The organism is Pseudomonas neustonica (assembly GCF_003797945.1).
GTDB lineage: Bacteria > Pseudomonadota > Gammaproteobacteria > Pseudomonadales > Pseudomonadaceae > Halopseudomonas > Halopseudomonas neustonica.
Window position 1 is genome coordinate 1 of sequence record NZ_RKKU01000028.1, and the last position, 16,348, is coordinate 16,348.

At 55.8% G+C, this 16,348-nt stretch carries 14 protein-coding genes; 1 reads left to right on the plus strand and 13 read right to left on the minus strand.

The window, feature by feature from the left end; all coding sequences use genetic code 11:
* Positions 1-1,166 precede the first annotated feature (1,166 nt).
* The 6 genes from hemB to EF096_RS16880 form a co-directional block, all read right to left on the minus strand.
* Positions 1,167-2,141, minus strand: a complete 975-nt coding sequence (gene hemB / locus EF096_RS16855; RefSeq protein WP_123890968.1) for a porphobilinogen synthase — start codon at positions 2,139-2,141, stop codon at positions 1,167-1,169.
* Between the two features lie 181 nt (positions 2,142-2,322).
* Positions 2,323-3,087 (minus strand): NINE protein, encoded by a 765-nt coding sequence (locus EF096_RS16860; RefSeq protein WP_123890969.1) that lies wholly within the window; start codon positions 3,085-3,087, stop codon positions 2,323-2,325.
* A 452-nt stretch (positions 3,088-3,539) separates the two neighbouring features.
* Entirely contained in the window at positions 3,540-4,301 is a 762-nt protein-coding gene (locus tag EF096_RS16865; RefSeq protein WP_123890970.1) for an SDR family oxidoreductase, read from the minus strand.
* Positions 4,302-4,485: 184 nt separating this feature from the next.
* Complete coding sequence (gene mnmH / locus EF096_RS16870; protein ID WP_123890971.1) at positions 4,486-5,586, minus strand: tRNA 2-selenouridine(34) synthase MnmH; 1,101 nt, start codon at positions 5,584-5,586, stop codon at positions 4,486-4,488.
* Positions 5,586-6,623 carry a selenide, water dikinase SelD gene (gene selD / locus EF096_RS16875; RefSeq protein WP_123890972.1) on the minus strand — a complete coding sequence of 346 codons (1,038 nt, stop codon included), beginning with the start codon at positions 6,621-6,623 and terminating at the stop codon, positions 5,586-5,588. Before selD ends, mnmH begins: the two co-directional genes overlap by 1 nt.
* Before the next feature lie 65 nt (positions 6,624-6,688).
* Positions 6,689-7,678 carry a patatin-like phospholipase family protein gene (locus tag EF096_RS16880; protein ID WP_123890973.1) on the minus strand — a complete coding sequence of 330 codons (990 nt, stop codon included), beginning with the start codon at positions 7,676-7,678 and terminating at the stop codon, positions 6,689-6,691.
* Positions 7,679-7,776: 98 nt separating this feature from the next.
* Between EF096_RS16880 and EF096_RS16885 the strand changes: the two genes are divergently transcribed.
* Entirely contained in the window at positions 7,777-10,200 is a 2,424-nt protein-coding gene (locus EF096_RS16885) for a penicillin acylase family protein (RefSeq protein WP_158611308.1), read from the plus strand.
* 10 nt (positions 10,201-10,210) lie between these two features.
* On the opposite strand, the gene EF096_RS16890 is transcribed toward EF096_RS16885, so the two are convergent.
* The 7 genes from EF096_RS16890 to EF096_RS16920 form a co-directional block, all read right to left on the minus strand.
* Positions 10,211-11,047: a DUF4892 domain-containing protein gene (locus tag EF096_RS16890; protein WP_123890975.1), complete on the minus strand. Its 837-nt coding sequence runs from the start codon at positions 11,045-11,047 to the stop codon at positions 10,211-10,213.
* Between the two features lie 59 nt (positions 11,048-11,106).
* The gene (locus tag EF096_RS16895) at positions 11,107-11,991 is read right to left on the minus strand and encodes an alpha/beta fold hydrolase (protein WP_123890976.1); all 885 of its coding nucleotides are present in this window, start codon (positions 11,989-11,991) and stop codon (positions 11,107-11,109) included.
* A gap of 195 nt (positions 11,992-12,186) precedes the next feature.
* Positions 12,187-12,618, minus strand: coding sequence for a hotdog fold thioesterase (locus EF096_RS16900; RefSeq protein WP_123890977.1), 432 nt, complete (start codon positions 12,616-12,618; stop codon positions 12,187-12,189).
* Entirely contained in the window at positions 12,615-14,294 is a 1,680-nt protein-coding gene (locus tag EF096_RS16905) for an AMP-binding protein (RefSeq protein ID WP_123890978.1), read from the minus strand. The genes EF096_RS16900 and EF096_RS16905 overlap by 4 nt, the downstream gene beginning before the upstream one ends.
* Positions 14,295-14,456: 162 nt before the next feature.
* Complete coding sequence (sixA, locus tag EF096_RS16910) at positions 14,457-14,927, minus strand: phosphohistidine phosphatase SixA (RefSeq protein WP_123890979.1); 471 nt, start codon at positions 14,925-14,927, stop codon at positions 14,457-14,459.
* The gene (locus EF096_RS16915) at positions 14,924-15,274 is read right to left on the minus strand and encodes a DUF4389 domain-containing protein (protein ID WP_123890980.1); all 351 of its coding nucleotides are present in this window, start codon (positions 15,272-15,274) and stop codon (positions 14,924-14,926) included. Before EF096_RS16915 ends, sixA begins: the two co-directional genes overlap by 4 nt.
* A 3-nt stretch (positions 15,275-15,277) precedes the next feature.
* On the minus strand, positions 15,278-16,321 hold the full coding sequence (locus EF096_RS16920; protein ID WP_123890981.1) for an NAD(P)H-dependent glycerol-3-phosphate dehydrogenase: 1,044 nt from the start codon (positions 16,319-16,321) through the stop codon (positions 15,278-15,280).
* Positions 16,322-16,348 lie beyond the last annotated feature (27 nt).

Genomic DNA, 16,348 nt, shown 5'->3' on the forward strand with positions numbered 1-16,348 from the left:
AGGATGTTGGCGATTACCTGATGGGGTATTACAACCAGCAACGGCCTCATACGTTCAACGGTGGTATATCGCCGGTAGTAGCCGAAGAAAAACTTATAATACTGTCCGGGATCAGTTGACCACTACAGACGGCTCGCAGCGCAGCCAACGATAGCGACTCCCAATCAAGGATATTTGTATGGAATGCTAACCGAGTAGCACAATGACTAGATAAAAGTGGCAGCCTGCATTCAGGACGGTAACAAGCTTACCCGCATTGAAAATGCCAGAAGGCGTGCTGCTGTAAAATGCAAACTGAGGAGTTACCGCGTGGAGCCGAGTGTGGATACACGTTAAAAGGGCTATGCATACTTAACACATCTAATGCCACCCTAGCCAAAGCTACAGCGGTTGAGTAAATCATAAGAAGCCAGATAGTAAGCACCATACTCGCTCATCAGATTACACGTACCATTGCTTTTCTTATCACGCACTGGCACATCATTCTGCTAGCGGATAGTCGTGCCTTGCAGCATTCGGCTCTGTCACAAAGATGACGTCATTAGGGCACTCATACGTCAAAAGGTTATACTGCAAACCCGCCTCAAAGTGATACCAATAATACTCAACGAGTACCAGCGACCCATGTTGGCTGACCACGTTATTTTTCGCCTTTCTCAGCAGGCACGAAGGGCTTGAGTTAATGGGCGAAGGCACGAAGTCAGCCAGAATATTACCTTGAGAATAACGCTCACTTGCTACAACTTCACACTGCGCTAACTTAGTTTCCAGCGCCTCCAACCAAACGGCATTTGCATGATGACTGACGGTATAAACCTCCGCATTGTCCGAGCCTTTCTTGGTTGGAACAAGGCAGATGGATGAGCACGCCATAAGCTGTAATGTGCTTACAATAACGATTAGACCTCTCAACGCCACCTCTACATATATACCTAACTCATTATGCTAACAGGCTATTTTGGAATGAATAGATTCAACTCCCTGGCGGGTGTCATCCAACGACCTCAATAGCGGTTGACGGCCTGCACTCCCTGTTGGCGAATATCAGAACGGTATCCACCAACAGACCCCGCTTTTGGCTTTGTCAGTCATTTATGGCATGGCACTGAAAAATCAGGCACCGCGGCGGCAACAGCATTTCCAAAACACGGTGTGCCGCCGAGACGTTAAAGCCCTTCTTCCAGGAGCTGCGGCGCAAAGTACGTCATGATGAGGTCAGCACCCGCGCGACGCATAGAGCCAAGGGTCTCACGCACCACGGCGGACTCGTCAATTACGCCCTGCTGTGCAGCGAATTTGATCATCGCGTACTCCCCGCTCACTTGGTAGGCCACTAGCGGCAGCAGGCTATTACGCCGGATGTCGGCCATCACATCAAGATAAGCCAAAGCTGGTTTGACCATCAAAAAATCGGCCCCCTCTGCTTCGTCTGCCAGCGACTCGCGGAGCGCTTCTCGGCGATTCATTGGATCCATTTGGTAGGTTTTACGATCCCCCTTGAGTTCGGTACCCGCAGCTTCGCGGAACGGTCCATAAAGCGCCGAAGCAAATTTGGTGGAATAGGCCATGATGGGGGTTTCAGTAAAGCCAGCCTCATCAAGCGCAGCGCGAATAGCCAACACCTGACCGTCCTGCGCTGCTGACGGAGCAATGATATCGGCGCCAGCCTTGGCGGCCTGAACGGCCTGAACACCCAGGTTTTTGATGGTGCGGTCATTATCTACGGTGCCATCCTTTAAAATACCGCAGTGACCATGGGAGGTGTATTCGCAGAAACAGATATCGGGAATAACGACCATGTCCGGTACGGCTGCCTTGATGATACGCACCATACGCGAAACCATCCCGTCCTCGCGCAAGGCATCACTGCCGGTTTCGTCCTTGTGATGGGAAATACCGAACGGCATGATGCTTTTTAACCCCAGTGCCGCCAGGCGCTGGGCCTCTTCTCCCAGCTTGCTCTCCGGAATACGATATTGACCTGGCATACCCTCAATCGGGGTGTACTCGTCCGTATCCTCCTCGACAAAGATGGGATAGACCAGATGCTCCGCCCTCAGCGAATTCTCACGCACCAAGGTGCGAAGGGCGTCGCTTGAGCGCAAGCGACGAAGGCGGGCCTGTGGAAACTGTGCCGACATGAGAGCTCCTGATTAACATGAGAAATACCGGCACAGTATAACGCCGAGTGGGGACGAGATGAGCCCCAGTGATCCTACGCGACCTTATGCCGCTATGAACGGTGTCAACACATCAGCAAGAGATCATACTTACTACCAGGCTACCGGGTGCGCGCTGGCGATCATCCCACCCCAGCGCACGCTAAGGTCTGCATTCCGGTGGCAGATACTGCGGCTTGACTGTGGATTCCTTGCAGCTCCAGGAGATACCGGCTTCCGTCGCAGAGGCCACATAGATGATCGCACCTTCCACCCCAACCGCCTGACTTGGTTGCACGTACACAACCTCTGGCCTAACTATCACTGATTCCACCAACGGCGTTTCAATATCGGCGTATAGCTCAATATCAGCAAGCGCTGACGGCCACTGCCGATTTTCATTCACATACAGCTCTACGCCTTGCATCACGACACGGGCAGCATTATGTGACTCAGCCAGCTTGGCGCGGACTGTGTATTCATGGTAAGCGGGAAGAGCAATAGCCGCTAAGATGCCAATCATGGATATCAAGAAAAACAAACTGAACACCATCAGCACGGCGATCAGCCCACCGCTGACGCGCTCGTTCGGTCCGGCAGGCATCCCCTCATTGTATTTCTCATCCCATTTTTTCGAATCACAGACGAGAAAATAGATAAACTCCACAAACGCAACCAGCCCCGGTAACCAGAGCCAGAAAAACAACAAATAAAACACGCCCCACCACTGCCCCAGATAGAAACGGTGGGCACCGAAAGCGCCTAGAAAAAACGCAAAAAAAGCCGCGACAAACTTGTTCTTGTATCGAGAAGATCGTCTTTGCAATCCGCAATTCGGACACACAGCGGCACTACTATGAATATCTTTTTTACAAGCTCTACAAGAAACCATTCCACCTTGAACCAAATCAACACCCTTGCTATCCATGCTCATACATCTCCCTCTATTTATAATTTTATTTGTACGCGTCGCCCGGCAAAATACCGCAACAACCGACCGAATAAGCACAGCTAAAGTCCCTGACAACTTACACTATCTATTCACTCGACTACCCTAGACTATCAATACAGTTTTCACGCACCATCCACTCGTCGCCATAGGGGCGCGCCCAGAAAAATGTCGTTCGGTTAGTTTAACGAAACTAGGCGAGCCAATGAGATTGCACGTCGATATGCCTATAACCATGTTCGCATCATCGAGGATTATGCTGGCAACCGCATTTTAGGGCGCCATCCCTATGCTCCTGTTAGCTGAAATGTAACGCCATCAACAAGATTGGTAAAGCTGTGTTCAGATGCTGGTAATCGAGCGACGCAATACGGTCGTTACGCAACAAAACGGACCAACCCATGGTCCGTTGCAAGCTGCTTACAAGCGGTTCAGATACAGGTGCTGCCACCGTCTACCGGTAACGCAATGCCGGTGGTGAAGCCCGCACCTGCAGAACACAAATACAGCACGGCAGCGGCGATCTCCTCGGCTTTGCCGATACGACCTACCGGGTGCATAGCGGCAGCAAATTCGGCTTTGCGTGGCTCAATCGCGGCGGCGCGGCGAAACATTTCGGTGTCGATTACCGCGGGGCAGACGGCATTGACGCGAATGCCTTGCTTGCCATATTCCACTGCAGCAGAACGTGTGAGGCCAAGCACGGCGTGCTTGCTAGCAGCGTAGATGCTCATTTTCGGCGCGGCGCCCAGGGCGGCAACCGAGGCGGTGTTGACGATAGCTCCACCGCCGCTTTTCAGCATCAAGGGTATTTCAAAGCGCATGCATTGCCAGACGCCTTTAACGTTGACGTCCATGATGCGGTCGAACACGGCCTCGTCGCCGTCGGCCAATTTGCCGCGCTCGATCTCGATACCCGCGTTATTGAAAGCGCAGTCAAGGCGGCCGTAGTCAGCTTCAATCTGTTTAACAAGGGACTGGACCTGTTCGGCGTCAGCGACATTGCAGGGGATAAACACGGCATCCCCACCGTTGGCGGTAATGCTCTGCACCACAACCTGACCGTTTTCAACGTCGACATCAGAGGCGATCACCCTCGCGCCGGCGGCGGCAAAGGCCTCTGCGGTCGCCATCCCAATACCCGCTGCGGCTCCTGTCACCAGTACTACCTTGCCGGAAAACTCACTGCTCATTGTTATTATCTCCTGACTACCGTTATAGGCCGCCTACGCAACCCAAGGATAGCCGGATAATAACAATGCTTTCGGTCAGGATTCGACTGAATCAGCGGCTTTGTTCAAGCAACATGATGATTGCTGATATTCATCCACGCGGTTTGGCAAACAAACAATGAGCGCCAACGCAGTCAGAATGGCTTTAACGCGTTTCCAGGTCCGCCAGGTATTCAACAATCTCGGCATGATTGCCGGAAAACACTACCCTCGCCTGCTTGGCTTCAGCCTGATAGGCATACATGGGGTCGTAGTAATTTTCCAGCAGGCCTTTGATCCACTCCCGGTGCAGGGATACATCGCCACTGCGTTGTTGTTCTGCCAGCGCCTCCCTCATAAGCGCGTCTAGCTGCTGATGCTGCTCTCCCCCCAGACGCTTGCGAATACGCAGCAGACTTTCCGTGAGGTAGTCGGCAAAGGCGCTGAAAGCGTGCTCAGGCTCGGCGTTTACCTGTGCATATTCTGTCTGCATGCGGGTGACATAGTCAGCCAGAATACGGCTAACACGGTTCTCTTGATTGTCTTCCAGCCATACCAGCGGAGCCTGCTGCATAGCGTTGTAGACTTCCAGCGGCACAGTGCAACTGCCTACCATGCGGCCTTCATCTTCCAGCACCAGCCGCTGTGCCCCAGCGGCCCGCACCTTGAGCGCTTCGATTGATAAGCGATTTTCAAAGTCGATCTGCGTAGGCTGTGGCGTGGCGTGGCGTCCAAAGCTGGAGCCGCGGTGATGAGCGTGGCCTTCCAGGTCCAGGCTGTTATTCAGCGCGGCAATGACTTCGGTCTTACCCGTGCCGGTCAAACCCGCAACCAGAACCGGCGGTACTTGCTCGACCGCCTGATCCAACGTGTCTATCAGGAAGCGACGCATGGCTTTGTAGCCGCCGACAACGCGCGGATATTGCACGCCAGCATCAGCTAGCCATTGCTGCACAATCTGCGAGCGCAGACCACCGCGAAAGCAATACAGATAGCCTTGGGGATTGGCCTTGACCTGTTCAATCCAGGCCTCAACTCGCGCGGCCTTGGTATCACCGCCAACCAGTTTATGGCCCAGCGCGATCGCCGCCTCCTGGCCGCTATGCTTGTAGGTCGTCCCCACCTGTTGACGCTCAGTGTCATTCATCAGTGGCAGATTACGTGAGGCTGGAAACGCGCCCTTGGCAAACTCCACCGGCGCGCGCACATCCATCAGTGGCACATCCGATAAAAACAACTGGCGAAAATCGGCGGTGTTATCGCGCATCAAATGACCTCAACCCAAGGACCGCCATCTGATTCTATGCACTCTCCGATGGCCTCGAGCGCCAGGCCTTCTTCCTGCGCCAGCAACAGAAACTCGGTGACTGCTTCCGGTGCCACGGCCACCAGCAACCCGCCACTGGTTTGCGGGTCGCACAGCAGGTGCTGCTGGCCTTCGGGTAGCGGCGCTATCTTGTGGCCGTAGCTGTCAAAGTTGCGCAGCGTGCCACCGGGGATGCAGCCCTGTTCAAGGTAGTAATCCACGCTGGCAATGCGTGGGATGCGATCGGCGTGGATACGTGCTTTCACCTTGGAGCCTTCGGCTACTTCAGCCAGATGCCCCAACAAGCCGAAGCCGGTGACGTCGGTCATGGCTTGCACGCCCGGCAAGGTAGCAAAGCGCTGGCCAACCTTGTTCAGCGTGCACATCAGATCCCGCGCGACGCCCACGTCTTCCGGACGCAGTTTTTTCTGTTTCTCCGCGGTGGTAAGAATGCCGATACCCAGGGGCTTAGTAAGAAACAGCTGCGCGCCAACGCGTGCCTGATCATTACGCTTGAGATGCTGCCGCATCACGCTGCCGGTAACGGCGAGGCCAAAAATCGGCTCCGGCGCATCAATCGAGTGGCCACCGGCCAGGGGCATACCCGCATCAGTGCAAACCTGACGTGCACCAGCCAAAACTTCGCCCGCAACCGAGGCAGGCAACAGGTTGACCGGCCAACCCAAAATGGCAATCGCCATCAGGGGCGTACCGCCCATGGCGTAGATGTCACTGATAGCGTTAGTGGCGGCGATACGCCCGAAGTCGTAGGGATCATCAACGATGGGCATAAAGAAGTCGGTGGTACTGACGATCCCCTGCTGGGCATCCAAACCAAAAACAGCCGCATCATCGCGGCTGTCGTTACCGACCCAAAGCCGCTCAAAGCTTGGGCCAGGCTGACCGACCGATAGCATTTCATCCAGCACCTTGGGGGCTATTTTGCAGCCGCAACCGGCACCATGGCTGTATTCGGTCAATCGCACTGTCTGGGTCATGCAGGCTCTCCGGCAGAATCATATAGCTGGCGATTCTACCAGCCGATAGCCCTTGCGCCTATGACTCAGCGCCCGCGACGCTCGAACTGATCCAGTGTATCGCTGGCAACCATACGACCCAGTTCAATCAACTCTGGCGCGCGGTAGAACTCAAAAAACCGGCACAAACGCTTGGGCACGTTGATCAATACATCCGGTGGATAGCCGGCAATCTTGTATTGGGTCAGAGATGACTGCATGGCCTCAAACGACAGGTTGACCAGCTCGAGCATGCTGGCTGGCCCCGGCGTGGCATCTACTTCGACTGGCGCCAGCTGATCCTCTTCCCTTGAATGCGGGGCTTCTGCGGGCTCGTGCTCTGCGGTCAGCAAGGCGATAGCATCGCCCTCCTCCTCTTCTTCGCCTCTTCGTCCCAGCCAGTTAGGCTTAAGTGCCGTCATCCATTGATCCCATTGCTGCCGAATAGGTGCCGGGCGCTCAACAACGGGCATGCTGTAGCCGTCATTTTCACTGGAATTCAGGTTGACGGCCATGATCAGGTCGCAATGTGAAGACACCACGGGCACGATCGGCAAGGGGTTCAGCAGACCACCATCAACCAGCACACGACTCCCCTGACGTACCGGCGAGAACAGACTGGGAATGGCCGCAGAGGCGCGCATGGCCTGATGCAGGCAGCCCTGCTGGAACCAGACTTCCTGCTGATTGGTGAGGTCCGTCGCCACAGCGGTAAAGGGGATATTCAGCTGCTCGATATTGATCTCACCGACGATCTCGCGGATACGACCAAACACCCGTTCGCCACGAATGGCGCCGAGGTTGCCAAAACCGATATCCAGCAGCCGGATAACATCCAGGTAATCCAGCCCGGAAACCCAGTCGCGATACTCCTTCAGGTAGCCAGCCGCATGAATACCACCCACCACGGCGCCCATAGAGCAACCAGCGATACAGGAAATTTCATAACCACGCCGTTCGATCTCCTCGATCACGCCAATGTGCGCATAACCACGTGCACCGCCGCTGCCCAGCACCAATGCTACTCGCTGCCCCATAAGATGTTGGCTCCCCCGCAATTTGGTTAATCCCGATTGACGTTCATGGTCACTCTGCGCATGATGCCGTGATGATTTCCTGCGGCACAAGGCACCCCGTGATCAAGCGTCTTTCCATACCTATAAAAATACTCTTCTCTATTGCTCTGCTCTTGGCACTCATCGCGCTGGCGGCCATTTGGATACTGCAGAGCGCTCAGGCGCAACGCAATGGCGAATTGCAACTGGGCAATCTGCAACAACCGGTTTCAGTCTACTACGACGCCTGGGGCGTTCCGCATATAGATGCACAAAGCGAAGAGGATGCCTACCGCGCACTGGGTTACGTACATGCGCAGGACCGGCTATTTCAGATGGACATGTTACGCCGCGTCGGTGGTGGCCGGTTGTCTGAGCTCTTTGGTGCTGAATCCTTTGCCACTGACCGCTTCTTCCGTACCCTGGGCATCAATCGATTAGCCCGTGCGTACGCCAAGCGGCTGGACGCCGAGCCCGACAGCCCACACGTCAAACTCCTGCACGCCTACCAAGACGGTATAAACCAATATATCGATCAAGGCGGCCGACCGCTTGAATACCGCCTGCTGATGGCAAGTCCCGACTATTTCACCACCGAGGATATCGCCCAGATCATGGGCTACATGGCCTACTCCTTCGCCGAAGCTTTCAAGACCGATGTACTGGTAGATCATATTCGCGGCACCCTGAGCGAGCGTCACTATAAGGATCTGGTGCCCAGCTGGCCAGACCAGTTGCCGCCAGCACGCTCCTCCGGGCAACCTTATATAGAGCTGCTGCGACCACTGCTGGAGCAAATATCGGCAGTGGAGAAGGATTTCCCGGCAGGACAGTTCATTGGCAGCAATGCCTGGGCAGTAAAGGGTAGCCGCAGTGCCAGCGGGGCACCCTTGCTGGCCAACGATCCGCATATTGGTTTTTCGGTGCCGGCCGTATGGTACGAAGCCCATCTGCGCACTCCGGAGAATGAAGTCTACGGTCACTTTCTGGCCGGCATTCCCTTTCCCCTGCTGGGCCAGACACGGCATCACGCCTGGGGCCTGACCATGCTGATGAATGACGATCTCGACTTTTATCGCGAGCGGGTCAACCCCGACAATCCCGACCAGGTCTGGGCTACCGATCACTGGGAAGACTTCACCCAACATGAAGAGGTGATCAAGATTCGCGGCCAGGAAGACCGCCTGATCAAAACCCGTAGCACCCGCCACGGCCCCATTATCAACGACCTGCCCGGCAGCCTCGAGCGCCAGCCTGTCAGCCTGTTCTGGACCTTTCTTGATCCAGAGAATGACTCCGCCAAGGCATTCCATGGCTTTACCCAAGCGCAGTCCATGGCCGAGTTTGAAGCAGCGGCGGCGGCTCATAGCGCGCCCGGCTTGAATCTGCTGTACGCCGACACAGACGACAATATCGCCATGTGGGCCATTGGCAAACTCAAACGCTGGCCCACCAGCAGCAACGGCTTCACCTTGCTCAATGGCGGCTCTGGCCGTGATGAATTTCGTGGCTATCAGCCCTTTACCAGCAATCCGAAGATAGTGAACCCACGCTCGGGTTATCTGTTCAGCACAAATAATCCCTACCCAGAGACCAACGTACGCCGCAGTCTGCCCGGTTACTACGCACCCACCGAACGCGCGCAGCGCTTGCAGGCTCTGCTGGAGCAGGACGAAGCCTTTGACCTGTCGCAGTTCAAGGCCATGCAGCTGGACGATCAACGCCCCCAGGCACTCGCCATGGTGCAAGATGCCATGCCGTTGTTTGACTACAACCTGTTCAGTGCCGAGTTGCGTGCACCGGCTGCCAAAGCCGCCGAGCTATTGGCGCAATGGGATGGCCGTTATCAGCAGGACAGCGTAGGCGCCAGCCTGTTTCAGCGCTGGCGTGACGAGCTAAGCGACGCACTCTTTGCCGACGAACTGGGTGAGCGTTTTGGTTTTTTCCGTGATACCTATCTGGCCAGCAAGACCCTGACGCAGCTGTATTGGAAGCCCACCTCACCCTGGTGGGACAACCGCCAAAACCCGAGCATGGATGGTCGTCAGGCGGCGATTACCCACGCCTGGATCAAAGCAGTAGAAGGTCTGGTCAAGGATCTGGGCGAACAGCCCGAACAATGGCAATGGTCCCGCCTGGCAAGCCTGCAGCCTGAACACGCGCTAGCAAGCCGCATTCCCTTTGGCCGCTACCTCAACCCTGATCCGGTTGCCGTCAACGGTGGTAACGAAACCCTGAACAACATGGCTTTCAATACCGGCGGCGCGCGTTATCAAGTGAAGTCCGGGCCATCCACCCGCCGCCTGATCGATCTGGCCGACGTCAACGCCACGCTGGGTATCAACCCGCTGGGCCAGTCGGGTAATCCGCTGGATGACCACGCCCTTGATCAGGCCGACATGTACAACGAGGGGCGCTATCGCACCCAGCTGTTCGACTGGCTTTCGATACAGGCGCTGCCCGACAAACTGCTCATTAGCCCAGCAAGTGCGCCCGAGCGCTGAGCCGTGTTGCTCAGCGAATACGCGTAATCTTTACGCCCTGCTCCGGCGTTGGCTCGCCAACGTTGAGACGTTGATCGCGGATACCGCCGACCTTCAGCGCCTCAACCAATGCTGGTGCATCAAGGCCATCGATGCTGACTCGCAATAGCGAATCGGTCCGCAGCATACGCACCAGGAGTCTCAACCACTCGGTCGTTGGCTCAGCGTCTGGCTTGCTCATATCCAACGCCGGCAACAATATCACTCCCTCGCGCTTGAGCACCTTGAGCAAGGTGATGGGCGTGGGATACAAGGCTTCAGTAACCGCTTCACTCGGCGTGAACTGATCCATATGCAGGTAGCTGCGCTTGTTGCCACGGGTAATGGAGTACAACGAGATAAAACGCTGAGGCTCGCTGTCCAGGCGTAACGCCAGATAACGCTGATCGTCCTCGGGACCATACAGCTGCGCGTTATTGAACACCTGATTAGCCCACAGACTGCTACTGCCGCACTCCCGCCCCTCGCAGGTATACAGCAAGGTATGCGGTGCCTCGGTCAGTTGTCGCAACGCATCTCTGAAGGCTTCCTCAGGCTCATAACCATCATGTACCTGCCAGGTAGCGCGGAGCAGCTCGCCGGTAGCTCGCACCTCTCGCTCGGCCCGCAGCTGGTTGTTGATCCGGCGTACGCTGCCAATCATGACCTTATGCTCAGCATCAGGGATCAGCTTTTGCTCAACCGAGCTGGCATGACTAAACGGTTGAATGCTGAGGGACTGGTCAAACGCCTCGTCCGCGACCACCGCCGCACTTAACAGCAGGCAGGCGATGGATGATCCAAGCAGAGGGAAATGACGCACAGACATAGGATTCCTTGATGCAGCGGCTGATCAAACCACAGCATACTCGGTTTACGCAGCCACGGTCAGGGCGCGCTGCTATCCACCTTGGGTAAGGCGGCATAAAAATCATTGAGCAAGGCCGCTACATCGGGCGCTTGCGCCTCAAGATGCAAGTGATGACCACCATCCATTTTATGTAACTGGATGTGCTTGAAGCGCTCAATACGATCCAGCACCTGTGGATGTTCGTGCATGACACCCTGGTTGGCAAGCACCAGCATGGCTGGCGAGCTGATCGCTTCAATGAACGACTCGGCGTGCTTATTGGTAAAGCGCAGTGGTGACGGCAACATCAGTTGCGGGTCAGTGCGCCAGGTCCAGCCACCGTGATCCGGCATCAGGCCGCGCTCTACCAGACTGCTGGCGGCCTCGCGGGCAATGCTCGTAGTGCCGCCCAACACCCGCGCGGAAATGGCTTTTTCAACACTGTCATACACTGGCTTGCGTTTATTGCCGACGGCCAGGCTGGAGGTAAAAAACCGCGCCATTTGTCTTGGCGCATCATCGGGTTCGGAGGTAAAGGGCATTAGCCCGTCGATCATAGCCGCGCCAATGATACGTTCAGGCAAGCTGCCGGTAAGGATGCCACTGATAATTGCTCCCATCGAGTGACCGAGCAGAGCAAAGCGCTCCCAACCCAGGTCTTCTGCCACCTGTAATACCGTCGAGGCCTGCTGCCATAAGCTGTAACCCGCCATCGGCAGGTGATCCGAGAGGCCGTGCCCCGGAAGGTCCAGAGCCACCAGCTGCACGCCTTTTAGCGCGGGCGCAATATGATCGAAGGTCGCTGCGTTATCCAGCCAGCCATGCAAACCAATAACGGGGATGCCGCCGGGCTCACCCCAGACTTTACCGGCGACTTCAAGTGAGGGCAGAGAGAAACGTACTTCGCGGCTGGTCAATGTCATCTGTTATCCGTTCAGGTTCTAGGCATGATCTTGTTTGGGCCAATCTAAAGGCTACATGGGCTCGCGACAATCAAGCACACCAGCCGTGAATGCAGCGGCATAGATCAGGTCAACGAAAGGTTAGCGTATTGATTCGACAAGAGCAGGTAGGGAAAGGTGTTGAAGGGTTATGACCTGGCGTCACAACCCAAACAGTCAGGCGGCCTTGACCGGCACCACGGCCATGGTCAGGCGAGAGATACAGGTAAGCGTGCCCTCTTCGTTGCTTAAGCGAATATCCCAGACGTGGGTAGTACGGCCCAGATGAACCGGCTTGGCAATGGCCGTGACCCGGCCACTCTTGACGGCTTTCAAATGATTGGCGTTCACCTCAAGCCCCACACAGTAAAACCGACTGCTGTCGATACACAGGTAAGAGGCGATGCTGCCCAAGGACTCGGCCAGCACTACCGATGCACCCCCATGCAGGATACCGTAGGGCTGATGGGTTCGCTTATCAACCGGCATGCTGGCCGTTATCCAGTCGTCGCCATAGTCCTCGATCCTCACATCCAACAGGGTATTGATATCCTCTTTGGGTGCGTTCAATGCGGCCAAATCGACTTTGCCAAACCAGATTTCACTCATGCTGTTTCCTTATCGTCTTGCTGCCAGACCACTGTATTGCCGGAAACCAGCCAGTGCTGCAGCTGGCCCTGATAAGTTGCTTCTACCACGTTGCGTTTCAGCTTGTGATTGGCGGTTCTAAAACCTTCCTCAGCCGTCCACTCTTCACTCACTACAACCAGACATGCCAGCCGATCACTGCGCTGCAGTGTCGCATTCATCCCCTGCAGCAGCGTATCAAGCTGACGGTTAAGGAGTTCATGTGAGTCTGCAGTAGCGCGCAGCCTGATCAACGCCAGCGGCTGTGGCAGGTCATGCCCCACTACACAGGCATCCGCAATAAGCGGATGATCGAGCAGTAAGGTTTCGATCGGAACAGGCGTCACGTAACGGCCCTTGGAGGTTTTAAATATATCCTTTGTGCGCCCCGTCAGCCGCAGAAAACCGTCTTGATCAATCTCGCCAAGATCGCCGGTGTGCAGAAAGCCTTCATCATCAACTACCTCTGCCGTGCGCTGCGGATCCTTGTAGTAACCCAACATCAACGCCCGACTGCGCACCAGCACTTCACCTTCGGCGGATAAACGGCACTCCACGCCGGGGTTAGGCAGGCCGATATAACCCGACTTGATCTTCTTCGGGCGCCCCAGGTGCGAGTAACCGCAGTTCTCAGTCATCCCGTATGCCTCTACTATCTGCATGCCACGTTCGGCAAACCAGGCGACCAGACCCGCGTTGATGCGCGCTGCACCACAAACAGCATAACGCACCTGATCAAGCCCCAAATCAGCCAGCGTGCGGCGCGACTTGCCAGCCGACAGCACCGGCAGCCTCATTTGCAGACGAGACCAGACAGAGGCGTTGCGCTGCTGCGCATAATTCTTGATATGTTCCCAGATACGCGGAGCGGCAAAAAATACCGTAGGTCTGGCCCGTCGCACATCATCAAAGAAGGTCGCCACACTGTTGACGAAATAGACCTGCTGACCTGAGAGTAGGGACGCGATTTCGATGAATTGTCGCTCAGCCACATGACTCATGGGGAGATAAGACAGCAAGCGGTCCTCGGCACTGATATTGAATAGCCGCAAACCGTTGTTGGCCGACAGATACATACTGCCAAAACTAAGCATGACGCCCTTGGGCATGCCCGTGGTGCCTGAGGTGTAAACGATGGTGGCGAGTTGATCCTCGGTCGGCGTGGCGATCGCTTCGAGCGCAGCGTTCCTATCCTGCAACAACTGCCAGGGGGTAATGTTGTCGTCATCCGGCGCCAGCGGCAACCCAATCCAGGGCATATCCAGGGGCACGCCGCCACGTATGTTCTGCCAGTCGTCCAGCTTGCCAATAAATACCGCGCAGGTATCTGAATGCTCTAGCACCTGTCGCGTACTATCAGCAGTCTGGGCGGGATACAGCGGAACGGATACATGCCCGGCCATCCAGATAGCCAGGTCAGCGATTATCCAGTGGGCGCAGTTCTTGGACAGCAGGCCAATTTGGCTACCAGGTGCAAACGACAGCGACTTCAAATGACTCGCCATGCGCCGTGCCTGATCGCCAACCTCGCGCCAGCTCAACTCAACAACCTCACCATTAGGCATAGGTTGAATCAAATAGATTCTGTCCGCCTGCAGACTTTCCTGGCGCAGAAATGCTTCCAGTGCCGTTGCAGGCGCTTTAGTTAAGGCGCTCATTAATGTGCCCTCGTGACTCTAACTAATTATTATTGTTGGAATGACATCACGTGCTGAGAAGTTATCACCCTTTCGAATGAACACTATCCCATGCAAACACCTCACCACAAGGTCCTAACACACAGGCTAAGGCACAGCCCACCAGATGAGAATAGAGTTATATCAGCGCGACAAATCGGCGGGTACGCTGAGCTGCACCAGATTGCCCAGCCCGGCCGCGACAAAGTCCATATCAATACAGGCCAGTGCAGCCGTCGGCATGGGATAATGCTCAGCGCGGTGCCCATGCACCAGCAGACTGACCAACTGACTTACCAGAGGTTGATGCGATACCAGTAACAGCTCACTCTCTGTGCGCTCGGTTAAAAAATCGATGACCTCACCGGGCTGATCATCGGGCGTTAACCAAGGAGCAGTTCCCACATCCTGGGCGAAGCCAAGTTCCTCACGCATCAGCGCAGCGGTCTGCTGCGCCCGCACATAGGGACTGGCAAGAATCGCGCCCAAGGGCTGCCCCTTGAGCAAAGTACTCATAGCCCGCACCTCAGCTTCGCCTGCGCCAGTTAACGGGCGCTGAGCATCACTGGCGGCCTGCGCAGCAGCCTGCCCATGACGCAGAACCCAGAGCCTCATGGCGTTGGCTCACGGGGCTCCGCCGTTATCTCCGGCTCGCTCGGGGCGGGCTTTATAATGGGTTCAGGCGCTGGCTGTGGCTTTGGCCACTCCATAAAAGGCCAGGGCTTCTGTTCGCTTGCCATGGTGACGTAACGGCCGATCTGGCAAGCGTACAGGGAGGCGCTTTCGCCCCATGCTTTGGCATCATCATTGGCATTGCCAGTAAATAGGCGCGCGATGATCTGAATAACCACCAGCAGCGCCAGCAGTATCTCAACACCTTGCCAAACCAGCATGAATAAAAACGTATAAAGCAAACGCAACCAGAAATCGGCGGAACAAAGAGACTCTTTAAACGCGTGCATAACTTATGACTCCTTGTTAGGTGTGGTGCTCATAACGGCCGCAAACTCAACATCGTGCTTCTGTTCTGCCGACATCAACTTGCTGATCACCTGCTCCAGCGGCAACTTGTCAAAAACGATGGCATACAGCCCGTCAACCAGCGGCATGTAAACGCCCTCTTCGTCCGCTTTCTGCTTCAGGGTTTTTAGCGTGTTAACACCTTCTGCCACCTGGCCAAGCCGAGCGACACCTTCTTCCAGCGTTTCGCCTTTGCCCAGTGCATGCCCAACCCGAAAATTGCGCGACTGCGGCGACATACAGGTCACAATCAGATCGCCGACGCCTGCAAGCCCGAGAAAGGTCATCGGGTTGGCGCCCATGTGCACAGCAAAACGGGTCATTTCAGCCAACGCCCGCGTAATCAGCATACTCTTGGTGTTCTCGCCCATACCCAGCGCTACCGCCATGCCGGAGATAATCGCGTAGACATTTTTCAGCGCGCCACCGAGTTCAACGCCATAGCGATCCTGGCTGGCATAGACCCGAAGATTTTGGCTGCCCAAGGCGTCCTGTACCGAAATACAAAGGTCTTGGTCTTCACTGGCAATGACGGTTGCAGTCAATTCGCCGGCGGCCATTTCCTTGGCCAAATTAGGGCCTGAGAGCACGGCAACGCGAGCCTGCGGCGCTTCCTGCTCAACGATCTGGCTCATCATCAGGAAACCGGGCTGTTCGATCCCCTTAGTGGTGCTGACCACTTTCTTGCCAGCTAGCTTGGGACCAATCTCCTGCAGCACACTGCGAAAAGCGCCGCTGGGAATAGCCAGAAAGACCAGGTCAGCAGCCGCAATGGTCGCCTCAATGTCGGTTGATACCTGTAACCGAGGATCCAGCTTGAAACCCGGCAGGTAGCGCGGATTTTCCTGCTCGTCGCGAATATGGTCGGCAACTGCCTGGTCACGTAACCAGAGCGTTACCTGCTGCCCTTCACAGGCCATCAAATTGGCCAACGTCGTGCCGAAACTGCCTCCGCCTAGTACGCAGACAGCCGCTTTGGAATCGGTCATTCAACATCCTTTAATCAGGTTTTCCGG

Excerpts from the sequence above, each read along its gene's own strand:
- hemB (WP_123890968.1), bottom strand. The coding sequence starts at position 2,141 with ATGTCGGCACAGTTTCCACAGGCCCGCCTTCGTCGCTTGCGCTCAAGC.
- EF096_RS16860 (WP_123890969.1), bottom strand. The coding sequence starts at position 3,087 with ATGGATAGCAAGGGTGTTGATTTGGTTCAAGGTGGAATGGTTTCTTGT.
- EF096_RS16865 (WP_123890970.1), bottom strand. The coding sequence starts at position 4,301 with ATGAGCAGTGAGTTTTCCGGCAAGGTAGTACTGGTGACAGGAGCCGCA.
- mnmH (WP_123890971.1), bottom strand. The coding sequence starts at position 5,586 with ATGCGCGATAACACCGCCGATTTTCGCCAGTTGTTTTTATCGGATGTG.
- selD (WP_123890972.1), bottom strand. The coding sequence starts at position 6,623 with ATGACCCAGACAGTGCGATTGACCGAATACAGCCATGGTGCCGGTTGC.
- EF096_RS16880 (WP_123890973.1), bottom strand. The coding sequence starts at position 7,678 with ATGGGGCAGCGAGTAGCATTGGTGCTGGGCAGCGGCGGTGCACGTGGT.
- EF096_RS16890 (WP_123890975.1), bottom strand. The coding sequence starts at position 11,047 with ATGTCTGTGCGTCATTTCCCTCTGCTTGGATCATCCATCGCCTGCCTG.
- EF096_RS16895 (WP_123890976.1), bottom strand. The coding sequence starts at position 11,991 with ATGACATTGACCAGCCGCGAAGTACGTTTCTCTCTGCCCTCACTTGAA.
- EF096_RS16900 (WP_123890977.1), bottom strand. The coding sequence starts at position 12,618 with ATGAGTGAAATCTGGTTTGGCAAAGTCGATTTGGCCGCATTGAACGCA.
- EF096_RS16905 (WP_123890978.1), bottom strand. The coding sequence starts at position 14,294 with ATGAGCGCCTTAACTAAAGCGCCTGCAACGGCACTGGAAGCATTTCTG.
- sixA (WP_123890979.1), bottom strand. The coding sequence starts at position 14,927 with ATGAGGCTCTGGGTTCTGCGTCATGGGCAGGCTGCTGCGCAGGCCGCC.
- EF096_RS16915 (WP_123890980.1), bottom strand. The coding sequence starts at position 15,274 with ATGCACGCGTTTAAAGAGTCTCTTTGTTCCGCCGATTTCTGGTTGCGT.
- EF096_RS16920 (WP_123890981.1), bottom strand. The coding sequence starts at position 16,321 with ATGACCGATTCCAAAGCGGCTGTCTGCGTACTAGGCGGAGGCAGTTTC.